Below are 16027 nucleotides of genomic sequence, written 5' to 3' on the forward strand. Positions count from 1 at the left end.
ATTAGTAGCGTTTCGCTCCAGAAAGACTTCTGAGGATGTTTTGATTCTTTTTTTTATGAATGGCCTTAAGGATATTTCTCTTTTCTAATTCTGTCAACCTCCAACTCAGTGAGGCCCTTTCTTCAAGCCCTTCTTCGCTCACATACTGGAATTCGACACGCTTCAGATGATCTCCCATCCGAGACTTGGTGAGTTCAAAAAATTGATCATTCTTAATGGTCTGTACCTTATCCCAACTCGAATAGGCCGACTGTATGGGTGAGAAAAACCTCTCAAGAAAGTTCTCTCCTCCGACAGGCCCTAACTCCTCATTCTTTTCTGAGTCTCTGATAGAAAGAAGTACCACTTCACTTGTATTCTCCAAAATCCAATCTTTAAAAACATTCAAAAAGATCAGTGCATCTACCACACCATAGTTGTCAGAAATACCGGCATCAGCAATTTTTATTGGTGGATTGGTAGGTAAAGTGATCGTTGGTGTGATGTAAGGGAAGGTGGCACTCATTCGCAAGGCCGTTAAAAACCTTAGGCTATCGGCTTGTTGGTCTTTCAGTAACGACCTAAAATCTACTCCCTGAACTATGCTCTGTTCATTAGGTCGAAGGTTTAGAAAGCTTACTGGCTGAGGAGAAATATAGAGCTTCCTGCCATCATTGGTAATTAATGGGCTCACCAACAATGCCGGAATATCTCCAGAGAATTCCGCTTTTTGATATGCCGAAATTGGCCTGTCCAACATTCCCTCTAAGTTCTCACTGAGGTTATTCTCAAACTCATAACCACGCTCTCGTTTATAACGCTGACCGCCATATTTAAACTTTCTGGCTTTGTAAAAGATATCGTTGATTAATAGTGAGAAGATCAATGGATTCAATAATTCCTTACCCATATGCTCCAAGTGGACTTTATCTTGGGGGTTCTTATCCGTCCAGAATAAATCGCGGTAAAAGGCAGCACCTACCAAACCACCCGATGCTCCTGAAATCAAGACTGTTTCATTCATCAAGTTACCCGCCATTACTGAATCTACATGCTGCAAAACATTGATAGTCCATAGTGCCGATCGTTGCCCACCACCACTGACAGCAATTAAAGTCATTCGAGGTTTCTCTTCTCCTGACTTTAACCTCCAGTTCTCAAGCATTTTAAGCCAATGTGCCTTGGATGCTTCAATCTCTTCGCTACCACTAATGGCCTCAATAGTTTCTAAGGAGTAATCAGCCTTTTCTCCAGTATAATCCAGACCGTAGGCTGGATATTGGTAACCCCAGTTGAAAGCGCTTGAGAGCACATTAAAGAGTAGCAGGAGGCCGATAACAGCGGTTACCACCCAAGAACGGAGCCAATAGCTCAACGCACCTGTTGCCATCACTATCATGGTAAAAAGAAATATACCTGAGGCGGCAGCAGGAATCTGGAAAAGTGGTGAGGACTGAAAAACCCCCAAGATCACCAAGACTGCCAAGAGCAATAACTCTATAACGATAGCATTCCGCTGATTTTGCTTGAAGATTCCGAGTATGGCAATTCGATCGTAATACTTCTCATACCTTCTTGTCGAGTAGTGCTTTAGCTTCAGTGAAAAGTAATACTTCACTTTTACCTTAGACCGTCTCATTTTTCTCAATTGCTTAAAAGCATTGTGACGAACCCTTTGTGAACCCTTACTACTGCGCAAAGTTTTGCTTCGCATCACTTTTTGAATGTCTCGATTGGTTCTAGAGAAATAGACAAAAAGGAAGCTCAGCATGAAAATGATACCTGTGAACAAGCCCAATAGACCCATAACAATCTGAGGGCCACTATATAGTTCAACCGTATCCTGAAAGACAATAACCCTTTGAACATAGAAGGTTAAAAAAGCAATAGGAATCAGCGAGTTATTGAGGCAATAATGGGAAAACGGTCTTGGTAGTGTTCCCAGAAACGGAAACCTGAAGCCATCAAGAATATAACTGGTAATATTGAAAGCCATCGAAAAGCCCGCCAATGCCACACCTATAATGAGAAAGCCCCAAAAACCTACTTCTCCCATATAAATGGGATCTAGAAATAGAAAGGGGATACCGAGGGCTTTGCCAAAACGACCATCAACAATCGAGAACAGAATTAACCAATAGAACAGCAGGAACTGATTGTGCTTAACATGCACCAAAAGTAGCTTGATAGGAAAGCTGTTAACGAATGCGTTAATTATTTTCAATCGCGAATTTTCTTAGTTCCTTGATAGAGTTCGTACTTCAGTAATCTACATTCAATTCTTGCATTAAAAAATGGAATCTTAGCCGAAGTTCGAAGTCCAATCCTCTTGGCCAAATCGAGATTCCCTGTAAATACAAAGCCAATATATCCTTTACAACGCTGCTTAAAGAAGTCCCCTATTGCGGAATAGATTTCTTCGAGGTCTTTGTCAGCTCCCAATCTTTCTCCGTATTCAGGATTCATCATTACAACTCCTGGAGATTCGGGCACCGGGGTTTCCCTAAAATCACACAACTCAAAATCAATCAGATGATCTACACCAGCGGTTTTGGCATTTTCTTTGGCAGACCAAATGGCATTCTTGTTCATATCCGAAGCAATGATTTTAAACTCTGGAGATCTTTTCACTTGAAGTCTTGCCAGTCTTCTATAGCCTTGCCAAGACTCCTCATCATAACCTTTGAGGTGCATAAAACCGAAATTCTCTCTGAGCAGGCCAGGTGCCATATTGATGGCCATCAAAGCCGCTTCAATAGCAAGCGTTCCGCTACCACACATAGGGTTTACAAAATGGCTTTGCTTATCCCAACCAGACGCTATAATTGTTGAAGCTGCCAATGATTCAATCATCGGTGCTTTGAATGGTATCCTTCTGTAACCGTGTTTCGAAATAGTATTGCCCGATGTATCGAAATACAGACGAACCTGATCTTCTTTCCAGTATAAATGGATTACCACGTGATCACGATTAGGGCCAGAGTCGGGTCGCTTTCCGGTCACTTCGATCAGGCGATCGGCAATCGCATCCTTGACTCTTACATTGGCGAACCGATCGTCTTTGATGTGCTCATTGCGAACGAATGACGTCACAGAGAAGTAGCTATCATTATGCAGGTAGTTTTCCCAAGGAATAGATTTTATTCTCTTATAAAGATCATCGGCAGTATTTGCTCTAAATCTTTGTAACTGAAAAAGCACCCTGCCGGCAGTTCTCAAATACATATTCAGGCGCATGCAGTCATCCATGTAACCGCTAATCTCCACTTCAGAGATGCTTTTACTGACTACATCGAAGTCTAAAGCTTCAATTTCTTTGGCAAGCCAATCGCTCTGCTTTGGAAAGCATGTGACTACGATGGCACTTTTATATGGGAAAACACTACTCATTGGTCAGCGAAATACGTCAGATCATCAATCATTCGAAAATAATCTAAGGCTTTTCGCTCAAAGGCTTTAAATGTCATGATTGAATTTTAACTTCGCAGTCCAAATTTATTGATATGCAAAACTGGTTTACTTGTAAGGTTAAATACCAAAAAGAAGACGAACACGGACGTGTAAAGAATGTAACAGAGACCTACTTAGCGGATGCGCTATCTTTTACTGAGGCTGAGGCAAAAATCTACGAAGAGATTGGTCAACGTGTAATGGGTGAATTTCAGGTAACCAGTATTGCTAAAAGTAAAATTGTAGATGTATTTGAATACTCAGGAGGAGATGTCTTCTACCAAGCAAAAATCTCTTACATGGTTGGAGATGCTGACAGTGGCAAAGAAAAGAAAGTGACCAATTTAATGATCGTCCATGCTGATGATATTAAAATGGCTTGGGAAAGAATTCACGAAAGTCTCAACAATATGCTGGTTACTTTCGTGGTGCCTGAAATCAAGGAATCACCTGTGCTAGAAGTATTTCATCATGTCAAAACCGGTGAAGAGAGAATTCCTGATCACCTAACTCCAGTTGCTGAACTAGAAACCGAAGAAGATGAACAGGACATTTGATAATGTTTCGACAAGTACATTTACTTGTTTAGGATCAAAGCTCAAAGAGCAGGGTCTTGCCTTTGAAGGTACTTCTGGCTACCTCAGCAAAAATGGCATCTCAACTGACTACCATTTTGACGAGGCTTCACAGACATTAGCGATCACCAACTTAGAAGTAGGTTTTCCAGCATCCCTTGTAGGTATGAATACCGAAAAAGTGATGGGCATTTTAGAAACGGCAATCAACGAGTGCCGGTCATAAAAGTCCATTATCTTCATTAGGAAGGCTTTGCTCAAGAAGTGTCAATCTCTGTTGAATCTCCAATAAGTTTGCCGTCCTAAGTCGCATAAACCTCCCAATAGTCATTACTATGGCTACTATTAGGCTAAATATTCCTAGGATTATAAGAAAAGGCACAAGAGTAGAAATCACACTTTCGTATGAAGTAACTCCCTTTTTATAAAGATTCATCTGCTGGCTAAAGTCCATAAAAGTTAGCACCATAAATGCACAAACCACCAATAGTGTGACAATCCACGCTACAGTGCTGATGGTGGTCAATGATTTATCTTTTCTTTTCTCTCTTTCAATCATTTTCCAGACTGCATCGTTACTTTTTCCTCTTTCACTCATGACTTTTTCATTTTAGTTTCTAACAATTCTTTAATCTTCAGTTTTCCATTATAGATTCTTGACTTGACGGTACCGAGAGAGCAACCTAGAATAAATGCTATTTCGGAATAGTCCATGCCTTCAAAGAAGTTCAGGATAATCACTTCTCTCAATTTGGTAGACAGACCATCTAGAGAATTCTGTAAGATATCTTCTCTCTTAAAGTCTATTTCCTCTAACATCAATTCTGTTAATTCATCCATATCGGGTTTCAACATTTCGTGAAACTCTCTTAATCTTTTTGTGCTTTTGAAATAGTCCAGTGCTCTGTTTCTAGCAATTTGAAACAACCAAGTCTTAAACCTTCTTGTGTCCGAGAGATTGGCCAATTGTCTATAGACATTGAGCCATACCTCCTGATTCAAATCTTGAGCCACTTCACGATTGGTTAGGTTCTCCAAAAAGACCAGTGTGCTCTGGCTAAAGCGCTCGTATAGATCTCTAAATGCAGGTTCATTGCCTGCCTGACACCTCAACACAAGGAGGTTCAGCTTAAAGTTCAATGATCCAGATTCTCGCCTTTTTGTCATTCTAAATTTCTCGCCCCTTAAGACGACTCAGAATTTTGATAGTTCAATTTGCAAGAAAGTTTTTCTCACTCGGCACATTCAATGAGTAATAGGTATTGTTCGCAACGGATTGATATATTTACTTTCATATCAAGTCATGAACATTCTGCAAGGAGATCTCAAAGAAGTCTGGGGTAAGAAAAAGATCAAAAATCTATTTCAGCCTGTTGATAACTCTTCCATAGTAATATTTCGACTAGTATTTGGTGCGATCATGTTCTGGGAGGTAACTCGGTATTTCAGGTACGACTGGATACATCGCTATTGGGTGGAGCCTGACTTCAACTTTAGTTACGGTCCATTCAACTTTCAACCCTTGCCTGAACAGTACATGTACTTGCTTTGGTACACTTTAGGAACTCTCGCCATCTTCATTCTAATAGGCTTTCTCTACCGCATCAGTACGGTCCTGTTTTTTGTCTTGTTCAGTTATACTTTTCTGCTGGAGCAGGCACGATATCTCAACCACTTTTACCTGGTCATGATCATCAGTTTCATTCTGATCTTTATTCCCGCCCACCGGCACTTCTCCTTGGATAGTATACTGTTTAGGAAGATCAGGTCATCCTTAATCCCCTGCTGGAGTTTGTGGTTAGTCCGGTTTACTATAGCCATTCCGTACTTTTTTGGCGGTGTTGCTAAGATTAATCCTGATTGGCTCAGAGGTTATCCCCTGAGCAATTGGTTGCAATCAGATATGGACTTCCCTCTTATTGGTCAGTTTTTCGATCAGCGATGGATGGTCATGTTTATGTCTTACTCCGGTCTTCTTTTGGACCTACTTATCGTTCCTGTCCTTCTCTTTAAACGAACTAGACTCATTGGCTTTATCATCATATCCCTGTTTCACTTGATGAATGATCAACTTTTTAGTATCGGTATCTTCCCTTGGTTTATGATGTTTGCCACCACCATCTTTTTTGCTCCTGACTGGCCAAGAAAGCTGCTTTCATCGGTTGGGCTTAAACCAAATCCCAATACTCATTTCCAGGACTATAGTCTTTCAAGACCAATAGTTCAAAAAGGAATCATTGTCGGACTCGCCTTGTTTGTCGCCTTACAAGTCAGCTTACCATTCAGGCATTTGTTGATACCAGGAAATGTGCACTGGACAGAAGAAGGGCATCGCTATGCCTGGCATATGAAGCTCAGGGGCAAGTCAGGTATTACCAGATTCTATATTCAGGATGAAGATTCCGAAGAAAAGATACAAATCAGAACGGATGGATTTATCGAGGATTGGCAGGCTAACAAGATGGATGGTAAACCCTATATGATCTGGGAATTTGCACAACATATTCAAAAAGAATTCAGACTGATGGGCTCAAACGTTAAGGTCTATGTAGACGCTTGGGCCTCACTCAATGGCCGGAGCTACCAACAGCTTATTGCGCCTAACTTTGACATCACCCAAGTACCAAAGCCATGGTTTGGCAATGCAGATTGGATATTACCCCTAAATACCCCTCTGGAAAACCAACGATAACGATGCGTTCAACTTTACGTTGATATACTAAGCAGTTAATACTCTACGGGTTAAATCCAGATGTACTAAGGGAGTTTCCTACCTAAGGTGTTTCTATTTTGACGTGCTCCCGTTCAACCTCTGTTAATGAAGAACCTTCAACCAATACTAATTCTTCTCACTATCATTGTCTTCAATTCGTGTAGTGGAGATGATCCTACCGTTGTAAAACCTATCACAAGTTTCCAACAAGATCGATTTTTCATTGAAGTTGGTGAGACCGTCACTTTTACTAATACGAGTGAAAACGGCCAGACTTATTTTTGGGATTTTGGAGACAATACAACCTCTAATGAGGAAAACCCAGACCACGTTTACGAAGAACTCGGGGAATTTGTAGTTAGACTTACTGTCACCAGTAGTACAGGAGAACGCATAGCCACGACCTCAAGCGTTTTAGTAGGCAATCGATGGGCCTTGGCGATAAGAGTAGACACCATAAACTTCATGGATTCTAATGGAGATCCATGGGATGATGATGATACAGGGCCAGATTTGTTGATTGGCTTTTACGAGGCCATTAACCCCAATACTAATTCGTTTTTAAATTTTGGAAACGATTATGTCGAAAGTGACTTTCCAGCCGGTGGGCGATTACCTCCAGAGTTTCAGGTAATGTTTACTGATCAAGATTGGGAGCTGATATTTCTCGACAATGAACCTCCGCTGAATATGTTACAAAATTCAGTAGTAATGGATCGTTTTACTTTTAACCCTATCACGATTGAATCTGAAAAAGACTATGAATTGGGTGGAGGTGTATTCGAAATAACTGCGAATGGCTTTCGGTTCTCATTAGTCTTTGAGATTCGATAAACAGTAAATTTTCTGAATTCCATTCAAACAACAACTAAGGGAATTGTATTAATTAGGTGTTAAGTTTAAAAATACTCTTCGATTAAATACTCAACTATGAAAAACCTCTTCAAAATCATTGCCTTAGCCTCTATTGTATTAATCTATTCCTGTGGAGGAAGTGACGATGAAGGGCCTACCGTAATCCCAACACCCAATTTCACTCAAGATAGGCAGGTAGTTGAACCTGGTGATATCGTGACATTCACTAATACATCAACAGATGGAGAAACATTTTCATGGAATTTTGGAGATAATACAACAGCGGTCGCCACCCAAAATGCCTCACACACTTTCAATTCAGTTGGTACATTCACGGTGACGCTTACCGTAACAAGCAGCTCTGGCGATGTGGCTACATCTACCAGTACAGTACTTGTGGGAAATAGATTCACTGTAGCATTGGCGGTTACAGCAATCAGCTTTGTGAATGACAACAATGAGGCATGGGACCCTGATGGAAGCGGTCCTGAATTACTCTTTGGGTTCTTTCCTGTTGGACAGGATATATTTAATCCATTCCAACTTGGTGATGATTTTACTAGCAACGATTTACCAAGGAGTGGAACAATTGACACTCCTAGTCAGGTGATGCTAACAGATGCCAACTGGAATTTTGTCTACATTGATAATGACGAACCTTTCACTGACGCAAATGTATCTGACTTTATGGCATCATTTACCATAAACCCGGTTACCATTGCCAGCGAGATAGACTACCAAACTGGCGAAGGTCAGTTTGAATTCCAAGCTGACGGGTATGGTTTCATCATTGCCTTTGATATAAGATAATCTAGTCTAAAACTTTTATTGAATCACCTCGAGTAATTCGGCCTGACTGAATTACTCGACAGGTGATGCCACCATGGCCTCGCATGGCGTTATAACCACCTCGGCCTAGGTTTTCTTCCATTCTTGAACATGGATGACATTCTCCGGTATACTCTAGAATGGCTTGGCCAATTTGAAAACGCCTGTTCTTAAGAGCCAGAAGATTAATACCCGAGGTAACGATATTTCTTCTTAATAGAAGTGGATCGATTCCTTCCTTGCCCATAAAGGAAGCAACAGCATTAATATGTTCTTGTGAAATCAAGGTTACTTGACGCTTGCCTCCTTTACTGGCATAATGATCTCCCTCAAGGCCTACTTCGGCAATGGCATTCACCTCAGTCATCATAAGAGGAGGTTGCTTACGATAAGGTCTGATCGTAACCTTCATTACTTTTCCGTCTTGAGCCAATTGGCTCGTCAGTTCCCTAATACTTTTCCCCAGCATATTAATCTCCAAATTTTGAACCCGTGGGAGGGCGGTAAGGTTCGAAAGGAATTTTCAAAAGGCTCCCCATCTGATCATTTTCTTTTGGATCCATGTGCGTGTCTATACCATAAACTAACTCAGTGGTATCCTCTACCTGAGCAAAGGTCCCAAATATTCTATCCCAAAAAGAAAAGATATTTCCGTAGTTGGTATCAGTTAAAGGTTGCATATAGTGATGGTGCACCTTGTGCATGAGTGGTGTAATGAAAACCCAAGAAAGTGCACGATCTACAGCTTTAGGCATATTAATATTGGCATGTGTGATATGGGCAAAGAGTACAGACAGGCTTTGGTAAACCATGATAATCCACATTGGAGCACCAATAACCATCACAGCCAAAATGGTAAAGCCAATTCTAAAAACTGTCTCTCCTGGGTGATGTCTCAGCCCTGTCGTCACATCCACCGTAGTATCCGAATGGTGAACCAAGTGGAACTTCCACATCCATTTGACCTTATGCTCGGTCCAATGGATAAAGTAAGCGCCAATTAAGTCCATAAGCAGAACTCCGACAATCAGTTGTCCCCAAAGCGGCAGGTCGATAATATACAGCAAGCCAAACCTATTCTGAGCCACTAAATCTGAGGCGAACAGCAGCGCTCCAGCGAGTCCGAAACCGATAATCATAGTGGTCAATGTCAGAAACAGATTGATGCCCGCGTGCCTCCACTTCTTATAACTAAAGCGAATTAAAGGAACTGTTCCTTCAAGTATCCAAAAGAATAGAATACCACTAATGAGTATACCTGCTCTGAACTCAGTAGGTACATTATCGAAGAAACTTACAAGAGATTCCATCCTCCAATTTATTCTGCATGCAGCACAATTGCAATCGGTGTAAGATCAATCTCAATATTTGCGGGATTTACCTATCTTAAGATCACCTTTTAAACTTCGCCATGAAATTCAGGACCCTATTCTTAGTAATCACTTTTACAATCACAACCATAGCACTTTCCATTGCCCAAGAATTCTCTAGAGCCGTTCAACCTTATGTAAGGATTCAGGAATCTACAGTTGCCATTACCAATGTGAAACTGATAGACGGAACAGGTGGGCCAATAAGAAACAATCAAACCGTTGTATTTACAGGAGAAAATATAATTGCTATTGGAAACAGTAATCAGGTGACCATACCTGAGGGAGCCACACACATTGATGGCAGTGGTAAAACAATAATCCCTGGATTAGTAATGTTACACGAGCACATCTTCTACCCTAAACCCTTTGATGGTGTTTTCAGTGTTGCTCAAATGACATTTACCTTCCCCAGGCTTTACCTAGCAGGCGGTGTTACCACCATTAGAACAGCGGGAAGCATAGAACCACAAACAGACCTCAATATTCGCAAATCAATACAAGAAGGGCGAATGCTTGGACCTAAGATGGACCTGACGGGTCCGTTTATCGAAAGGGCGGGCACGCCAGTTCCTGAAGTGGGTATTATCAATAGCTCTAAAGAAGGCGTGGAAATGGTGAATTTCTGGGCCGATAGGGGCATCAACTCATTCAAGGTCTATCAAAACATTACCAAAGAAGACCTTACTCAAGTTGTGAAGGCTGCGCATGCAAAAGACAAAAAAGTGACAGGTCATATTTGCTCAGTCACCTATCGAGAAGCAGCAGAAATTGGTATTGATAATATTGAGCATGGTTTCTTCCAAAGCTCCGATTTTGTGAAGGATAAAGTGGACGATTTTTGCCCAGCATTCAAAAGAGGTCAGGCCCTTAGAGACCTTGACTTAGACAGCCCTGAAATGAAATCACTAATGGACTTTCTGATTGAAAAGGATGTGGCCATAACCTCAACTTTACCTGTTTTTGAGCCCTATACTGATCGTGAGGTCGTCTTAGGCGGTGGTATAGATGCAATGAGTCCAGAAATCAAAGAAAGCTTAATAGCCAGTCACACGAGAAGACAAGGAAAAGATGCTGCATCATTGGCCCAATTCAAGAAGCAAATGGCTTGGGAAAAAATGTTCTATGAAGCAGGAGGAAAACTAGTAGCTGGTACTGATCCCACTGGTGCAGGCAGAACAGTAGCTGGCTATGCCAACCAAAGGGTGGTAGAACTCTTTATTGAAGCAGGCTTTAGCTTGACAGAGGCAATTAAAATTTCATCACTCAATGGTGCAAAATACCTCGAGAGAGATGTCGAAGTAGGCTCTGTGGAAGTTGGAAAGAAGGCGGACCTTGTCCTAATTGATGGTGATCTTGAAGCCGATGTTGCCAACATTCGAAAGATGGAAGTAGTCTTCAAAAACGGCATTGGTTTCGACTCTCAAAAAATCTTCCAATCGATGAAGGGTAAGGTTGGAATGCACTGATTAACCATCTATTTTCAAGGATATCTTTACAATGAACATGACTCACAAGACCTTAATACATCGAAGTGTTGGTGTAATTCTTTTATTGCTGATTCAATTTACTGCGTTATCTCAAAATCGGAATTTTGGTTTTGTTAGCGATGAAGAACTGAAGCTCAAAACCTACGCTGCAGATAAAGAGGCAGAGGCAGTTATACTCTTTGACAAAGGGAAATCCACCTTCAAGATTGATCGCGAAAAGGGTCAATTCAATATTATTTTCACCAGAACTAAGCGAATTAAGATCCTTAAAACTTCCGGTCAGGCAAGGGGAGATATTAACATATACTTTTTCCGAAGTGGTTATAATAGAGAACAATTGGTGTATGATATTAAGGCCACTGCCTATAATTGGGACGACACAAAGGGTCAAATTAAAAATGAACTCTCGGAGAAAGATATCTATGAAGAACAATTGGGTAACGAGCTGTGGACGAAGAAATTTGTAATACCAAACGTCAAAGTGGGGAGTGTAATTGAATACCAATATACACTTGAGATTCCTCGAAGCAACAATATTCCAGATTGGGAATTCCAAAGCGATTTACCAACAGTCTACAGCGAGTATGAAGTTGGCATAATCCCATTCTATGAATACACCTACCTGCTCCAAGGTAAAACTCGCTTTGACTACACTTCCAATAGTGAATCAAAATTCGATAGAACATTCGCGGACATTGAATTCAAAGATGTCAACTACAAGTTTGCTATGAAAAATTTGTCCGCATTTAATGATGAATCCTTTATCACATCAAAAAGTGATTACATCGTTAAAATGGATTGGCAACTGACAAAGATTTACAAGCCCGATGGTACAAGTGACGAGTTTATGACCACCTGGCCTCAACTTTCAAAGGAATTATTGGCCTATGATAGCTATGGAAAGTTCATTCAGAAAAGCAGTAGGTCGGCTAAAAAGATCTTCAAGGATGAACTTAAAGTAAGTTCGCTCACTCCAATCGAAAAAGCTCAAAAAATCACCGACTACGTGAAGAATCGTTTTTCATGGAATGGCTACTTCCAAAAATACACCGAGTTATCCACAAAGGAATTCATGGCACTCAACGAGGGGAGTACTGCAGAGATAAATCTCTTCTTAGCCGGTTTGCTTCAAGCAGCTGGCCTCAACGCTAAGGCTGTGCTGATCAGTACTCGAAGTCATGGGAAAATCATAAAAACTGATCCATTCGAAAGCTTTTTCAACTCCAGCATAGTTCTACTAGAGTTAGATGGCAGAAGCTATCTTTTAGATGCAACGGAGCCCTTGTTGCCCTTTGGTTGGATACCAGCTCAGTGCATTAACGAACAAGGTTTGGTAATTACAAAAGAAGGCGAATTATGGGTGAATCTTTCAACCGAACCCCTCTCTTCAATTCAAGAAGAATTAGCTCTAAGCATAGATTTGGAGAGTAATTTGGTAGTTGGAGATTTCAAACGATCAATGACAGGTTATGACGCATTGATTGCGAAAAAAGACCCTGATTTCTTAAAAGAGGCTTTAGAATCATATAATCTGGAAGGTGAAATTATTAAATCCGAAATATCTCAACGAAATAAAGCATTCACAATTAATTATAGCGCCAGTGCTCCGGGTATAGACCGTTTTGGAGACCTAATTAATATCCGACCATTTCTTAACAAGCCCTGGGGGTCAAACCCGCTAAAGGCAAAATCAAGAAGCTATCCTGTTGATCTTATTTACAAAAGGCATAGGGAATATATCAGCACTTTAAGCATTCCGGAAGGCTTTCAAGTACTCTCAAAACCAGAGAATCTATTGATTGATAATGGTCTCATAAAAATAGACTATCAAGTTCAGGAAGTTAACAACGCACTTCTCATTCAAGGAAAGTATATCTTTAAAAAATCAGTCTATGATCCCAAAGAGTACAAACAGATAAGACAGCATATAGATCAGTTTGTTGATAAATTCAATGAGCTTGTTGTACTTAAGAAAATTGAATAAGGACTGCTATTTGGCTTATCAAGAATTATTCTAAATAATTTTATCATCCGCTTGATATTCTAAAACTCAATTCTATATTTGTGCCACTATTAAGAATTGGTCTAAATAAGAATAATGAGTCAAAAATTCAGAAACTTCTGCCGAAACTACCATAGAGATATTGCTTACATCTTTGTAGGGTTAATCCTCGCTTTCTCTATTTCGGGAATTGCTTTGAACCATAGAAGAACCTTTAATTCAAGACAATTTGTCTATGAGTCTGAGGCCTTCAACATGCCACTTCCAGCTGATGTGGAGTTAATTACAAAAGAGTTTGTTGAGTCAAAATTACCTGAGATTGGAATCGGCAACGAGTACAAAAGCTTCCGTATTCAAAATGGTGAGCTACGCATATTTTATGATAAAGCCCGTGCTGAAATTAATCTAGAAACTGGCGTAGGTGAAAAGGAATGGTATGGTAAGCGAATCCTTTTGAAAGAGATGGCTGACTTGCATCAAACGACCAATCCAGCATGGATCTGGTATTCGGACATCTTTGGAATCGCCATGATCTTCATTGCGCTTTCAGGCATGTTTATCTCCAGTGGAAAAAATAGCTTTAAGAAACGAGGCTGGTATATGGCATTGATAGGTATGCTCTTCCCCCTCATCTTCTTGATTTTTATTATGTAGCTTCTAGTTAGGGAGCTTAAAATAAGGGTTATAAATCAAACCGAGCACATTTCCCCAAGGGTCTTTGACAGTTGCCACCATGAGCTCGCCCCCTACATTAGTGGGTGCTTCATGAGGCGTAGCCCCCTGAGCGAGTAGCTTTTTATATTCCTCCTCTATTTTCTCTACACCCCAGTAGCTCAATACACTATCGACCTTTTCTGCTCCTGAATTTTCTTCTGGTTGCAGACCCAGTTCATAGCCTCCAATATTGAACCCGATATAGAATGGCTCATCGAAATAGGGTTTGGTACCAAAGGCTTGTGTGTACCAAGCCTTGGCGGCTTCCATATCTGAAACTTTGTAGATGGTTGTTCTTAATCCAAGCATTATGATTTCTTACTTGAGTATTCTACTTAATTGATTTCTGAATTCTTCGAAGTCAGACAAGTTCTTATGCCTTCCTTCTTCAATGGTGATGAATTCTGATTGGCCTTCCGGCAGGGACTCGTGCAGTTTCTCGCCTGATTTATAAGGCACAACCTCATCATCCGTTCCATGAAAAATATGGACAAGGCACTCGGCAGTTTTCAGGTATTTGAAACTTTGGAAGTTATAACGGAGCGCCCAATTAGAGGGGTAAATCGGGTAGTAACGCTGAGCTACAGCAGCTAGAGAGTAATAAGGTGTTTCCAGAATGAGTCTCTTAGGTACATGTTTCCCTGCGAGCCACGAAGCGATTCCAGTTCCAAGCGATCGGCCATAGAGGGTGATTTCATTTTCAGGATACTGGCTAAGCGCATAACTGTAAAATAACTCAGCATCACTCAGCAAAAGCTCCATGGAACGTTCTCCCCTGCTCTTGCCATAACCACGGTAGTCCATTACAAGAACGTCATAGTCAAGTTTCACGAAACGTTCAACCACCTTTCCCCAACGGGTGAGGTTTCCCCGATTACCATGAAAATATAAGATCAGGCCTTTGGTATCTTCTGCTTTGAAATGAAGAGCATTCAGTTTGGCACCATCATCTGTAGTCAGGTCAACTTCTTCATGTGGAGTGTCAAAACTGTAGACATGATCTTCGGGCAATTCTCCATCGAGGAAAATGAATTTTTCCTGTAACGTGTACAGGAATACTGCACCTAGAATGTAAACGAAAAGAAGACTGGAACCTATGATCAACAAGCGTTTCAATATTATGGATTTTGTCTTTCCTTTTTACGCTTTCTCTTAAAATTCAAACTTGTTTCTGTCGGATCAATGGTACCCGGCAGTTTAGCATTGAGAATTTCCTCGAGCATACGATGATACTCCTCGAAAGTATGGAGGTTGTTGTGCCCGGCTCCAATTACCGGATAAAGTCTCGTGTTTTCGGCATTCACTTTTGACAGCGACACAGCTGTCTTAAAGGGAATAAGCTTGTCGTTTGTACCATGAACGATTTTGATGGGGCAATTCACGTATTTAAGCCATTTGTATGTCCGAATTGGAAACTTAATCAATAGTGAAACAGGCATAAAAGGAATGTAGCGCTTAGTCACCTTAGCCAAGCTATAGTAAGGCGATTCGAGCACCAACATTCTCGGATGATTATTAGAAGCAATTTTAGCTGCAAAGCCAGAACCTAATGACCGACCGTAAAGGACAATGTATTTTTCCGGAACTTGCTCTCGCACTTTATCATAGACATATTGTAAATCTTCCTTGATACCTTCCTCTGATCTCTTGCCCGTACTTTTGCCAAAACCACGGTAGTCCACCATCAAAACATCGTAACCGAGCCTGGTAAAATCGACTGCAAACTTGCCCCAACCTTTTAAAGATTTAGAATTTCCCTTGAGATAAATGACTACTCCCTTTGGTTCGGCAATTCTGAAATGAATACCATTGATATTGACCCCTGGTTCTTTTTCAAGGTTATACTCTTCGAACCGAAGGTTAGGGTATTTGAATTCAAAGTCTTCGGGAAGTTTTTCTGGCTTAAAGAGGAAACGCTCTTGGGCAAAATAGATCACGAAATTAGCCACTATATATGCTACGCCTACTAGGATCAGTATAGTACCAATTTCCATCTAAGTAAGATATTAAAAGTCCTGCGGATTACAATAGGCCAGAATTTGCTAGCTTAA

The 16027-nt window shown here is 40.8% G+C and carries 17 protein-coding genes; 8 read left to right on the forward strand and 9 right to left on the reverse strand.

Annotated features, from left to right (window positions below; translation table 11 throughout):
• Nucleotide 1: 1 nt before the first annotated feature.
• Nucleotides 2–2203 (reverse strand): patatin-like phospholipase family protein, encoded by a 2202-nt coding sequence (locus J4E76_RS09190; RefSeq protein WP_208503366.1) that lies wholly within the window; start codon nucleotides 2201–2203, stop codon nucleotides 2–4.
• On the reverse strand, nucleotides 2200–3369 hold the full coding sequence (locus tag J4E76_RS09195) for a class I SAM-dependent RNA methyltransferase (RefSeq protein ID WP_208503368.1): 1170 nt from the start codon (nucleotides 3367–3369) through the stop codon (nucleotides 2200–2202). Before J4E76_RS09195 ends, J4E76_RS09190 begins: the two co-directional genes overlap by 4 nt.
• Nucleotides 3370–3482: 113 nt before the next feature.
• Here J4E76_RS09195 and J4E76_RS09200 point away from each other — a divergent pair, with 113 nt between their 5' ends.
• Together J4E76_RS09200 and J4E76_RS09205 are read left to right on the forward strand one after the other, a co-directional pair.
• On the forward strand, nucleotides 3483–3986 hold the full coding sequence (locus J4E76_RS09200) for a DUF4494 domain-containing protein (protein ID WP_208503369.1): 504 nt from the start codon (nucleotides 3483–3485) through the stop codon (nucleotides 3984–3986).
• Entirely contained in the window at nucleotides 3970–4230 is a 261-nt protein-coding gene (locus J4E76_RS09205) for a hypothetical protein (RefSeq protein ID WP_208503371.1), read from the forward strand. Before J4E76_RS09200 ends, J4E76_RS09205 begins: the two co-directional genes overlap by 17 nt.
• On the opposite strand, the gene J4E76_RS09210 is transcribed toward J4E76_RS09205, so the two are convergent.
• Nucleotides 4225–4602 carry a hypothetical protein gene (locus tag J4E76_RS09210; RefSeq protein WP_208503373.1) on the reverse strand — a complete coding sequence of 126 codons (378 nt, stop codon included), beginning with the start codon at nucleotides 4600–4602 and terminating at the stop codon, nucleotides 4225–4227. The genes J4E76_RS09205 and J4E76_RS09210 overlap by 6 nt on opposite strands.
• Nucleotides 4599–5171: an RNA polymerase sigma factor gene (locus J4E76_RS09215; protein ID WP_208503375.1), complete on the reverse strand. Its 573-nt coding sequence runs from the start codon at nucleotides 5169–5171 to the stop codon at nucleotides 4599–4601. The genes J4E76_RS09210 and J4E76_RS09215 overlap by 4 nt, the downstream gene beginning before the upstream one ends.
• Before the next feature lie 136 nt (nucleotides 5172–5307).
• Here J4E76_RS09215 and J4E76_RS09220 point away from each other — a divergent pair, with 136 nt between their 5' ends.
• The 3 genes from J4E76_RS09220 to J4E76_RS09230 all read left to right on the forward strand — a co-directional run bounded on the left by J4E76_RS09220 (nucleotide 5308) and on the right by J4E76_RS09230 (nucleotide 8382).
• The gene (locus tag J4E76_RS09220) at nucleotides 5308–6696 is read left to right on the forward strand and encodes an HTTM domain-containing protein (RefSeq protein WP_208503377.1); all 1389 of its coding nucleotides are present in this window, start codon (nucleotides 5308–5310) and stop codon (nucleotides 6694–6696) included.
• Nucleotides 6697–6822: 126 nt separating this feature from the next.
• Complete coding sequence (locus tag J4E76_RS09225; protein ID WP_208503379.1) at nucleotides 6823–7551, forward strand: PKD domain-containing protein; 729 nt, start codon at nucleotides 6823–6825, stop codon at nucleotides 7549–7551.
• Between the two features lie 96 nt (nucleotides 7552–7647).
• Complete coding sequence (locus tag J4E76_RS09230; RefSeq protein WP_208503380.1) at nucleotides 7648–8382, forward strand: PKD domain-containing protein; 735 nt, start codon at nucleotides 7648–7650, stop codon at nucleotides 8380–8382.
• A gap of 1 nt (nucleotide 8383) precedes the next feature.
• On the opposite strand, the gene J4E76_RS09235 is transcribed toward J4E76_RS09230, so the two are convergent.
• Nucleotides 8384–8812: an MOSC domain-containing protein gene (locus tag J4E76_RS09235; protein WP_236017356.1), complete on the reverse strand. Its 429-nt coding sequence runs from the start codon at nucleotides 8810–8812 to the stop codon at nucleotides 8384–8386.
• A 58-nt stretch (nucleotides 8813–8870) separates the two neighbouring features.
• Nucleotides 8871–9710: a sterol desaturase family protein gene (locus J4E76_RS09240; protein ID WP_208503384.1), complete on the reverse strand. Its 840-nt coding sequence runs from the start codon at nucleotides 9708–9710 to the stop codon at nucleotides 8871–8873.
• Between the two features lie 101 nt (nucleotides 9711–9811).
• On the opposite strand from J4E76_RS09240, the gene J4E76_RS09245 reads away from it, so the two are divergent.
• From J4E76_RS09245 to J4E76_RS09255, 3 genes are all read left to right on the forward strand, one after another.
• Complete coding sequence (locus tag J4E76_RS09245) at nucleotides 9812–11239, forward strand: amidohydrolase family protein (RefSeq protein ID WP_208503386.1); 1428 nt, start codon at nucleotides 9812–9814, stop codon at nucleotides 11237–11239.
• Nucleotides 11240–11270: 31 nt separating this feature from the next.
• Nucleotides 11271–13244: a DUF3858 domain-containing protein gene (locus tag J4E76_RS09250; RefSeq protein WP_208503388.1), complete on the forward strand. Its 1974-nt coding sequence runs from the start codon at nucleotides 11271–11273 to the stop codon at nucleotides 13242–13244.
• A gap of 114 nt (nucleotides 13245–13358) precedes the next feature.
• Nucleotides 13359–13916, forward strand: a complete 558-nt coding sequence (locus tag J4E76_RS09255; protein ID WP_208503390.1) for a PepSY-associated TM helix domain-containing protein — start codon at nucleotides 13359–13361, stop codon at nucleotides 13914–13916.
• Nucleotides 13917–13919: 3 nt separating this feature from the next.
• Here J4E76_RS09255 and J4E76_RS09260 read toward each other — a convergent pair whose 3' ends face one another.
• From J4E76_RS09260 to J4E76_RS09270, 3 genes are read right to left on the reverse strand one after another with little or no spacing between them, the layout of a single operon-like run.
• On the reverse strand, nucleotides 13920–14285 hold the full coding sequence (locus tag J4E76_RS09260; protein WP_208503392.1) for a VOC family protein: 366 nt from the start codon (nucleotides 14283–14285) through the stop codon (nucleotides 13920–13922).
• A gap of 9 nt (nucleotides 14286–14294) precedes the next feature.
• Entirely contained in the window at nucleotides 14295–15092 is a 798-nt protein-coding gene (locus J4E76_RS09265) for an alpha/beta hydrolase (protein WP_208503394.1), read from the reverse strand.
• A 2-nt stretch (nucleotides 15093–15094) separates the two neighbouring features.
• Nucleotides 15095–15970: an alpha/beta hydrolase gene (locus J4E76_RS09270; RefSeq protein WP_208503396.1), complete on the reverse strand. Its 876-nt coding sequence runs from the start codon at nucleotides 15968–15970 to the stop codon at nucleotides 15095–15097.
• Nucleotides 15971–16027: the final 57 nt, after the last annotated feature.

It is taken from the genome of Roseivirga sp. E12 (assembly GCF_017592825.1).
Lineage (GTDB): Bacteria > Bacteroidota > Bacteroidia > Cytophagales > Cyclobacteriaceae > Roseivirga.